This is a genomic window from Vibrio sp. 10N.286.46.A8 (assembly GCF_041470165.1).
GTDB lineage: Bacteria > Pseudomonadota > Gammaproteobacteria > Enterobacterales > Vibrionaceae > Vibrio > Vibrio tasmaniensis_A.
Genome location: NZ_JBFRLX010000046.1, coordinates 1 through 494 on the forward strand (window position 1 = coordinate 1; position 494 = coordinate 494).

Consider the following 494-nt stretch of genomic DNA (forward strand, 5'->3'; position numbering starts at 1 on the left):
ATCGAGTTCGAATTTCACGATTATCGCAAACAAGGCATCACTGAAGAATTAGTAACAAGCTTCTGTTCAGAGCTTGGTTGGGAGCTTGTGCTAAACAAACGTGGTACGACTTATCGCCAACTTTCTCAAGAGCAAAAAGACACATTAACGGAAGAAAAAGCCGTAATTCTGCTTGTTGAACAACCAGCAATGATCAAGCGCCCTATCTTGAAAGTCGATGGCAAGCTTCATATTGGCTTCAAAGCTGATCAATACGCTGCTATTTTTGCGTAATCAGCTGTATTAGAACAGATAACAAAGCGTTGAACTTCCCCTGTTCAACGCCTGAAATTAATGACTAGACGTTTAATTTAAACAAGGAACTCAAGGATGACAGACAGCCCAACTTTGGCTCTGGCAAAAGACCTAATCAGCCGTCAATCGGTAACACCAGAAGATGCAGGCTGCCAAGACCTGATGATTGAACGCTTAAAATCGCTAGGTTTTGAAATCGA

The 494-nt window shown here is 41.9% G+C and carries 1 protein-coding gene and 1 pseudogene; both read left to right on the forward strand.

Translation table 11 applies throughout. From position 1 onward, the window contains the following. Window positions 1-273 (forward strand): ArsC/Spx/MgsR family protein (locus AB4232_RS05985; RefSeq protein WP_372086595.1); only part of this gene is annotated, 273 nt, incomplete at its 5' end. Between the two features lie 96 nt (window positions 274-369). Then, a pseudogene (locus tag AB4232_RS22770) lies at window positions 370-494 on the forward strand (succinyl-diaminopimelate desuccinylase); the annotation flags it as partial.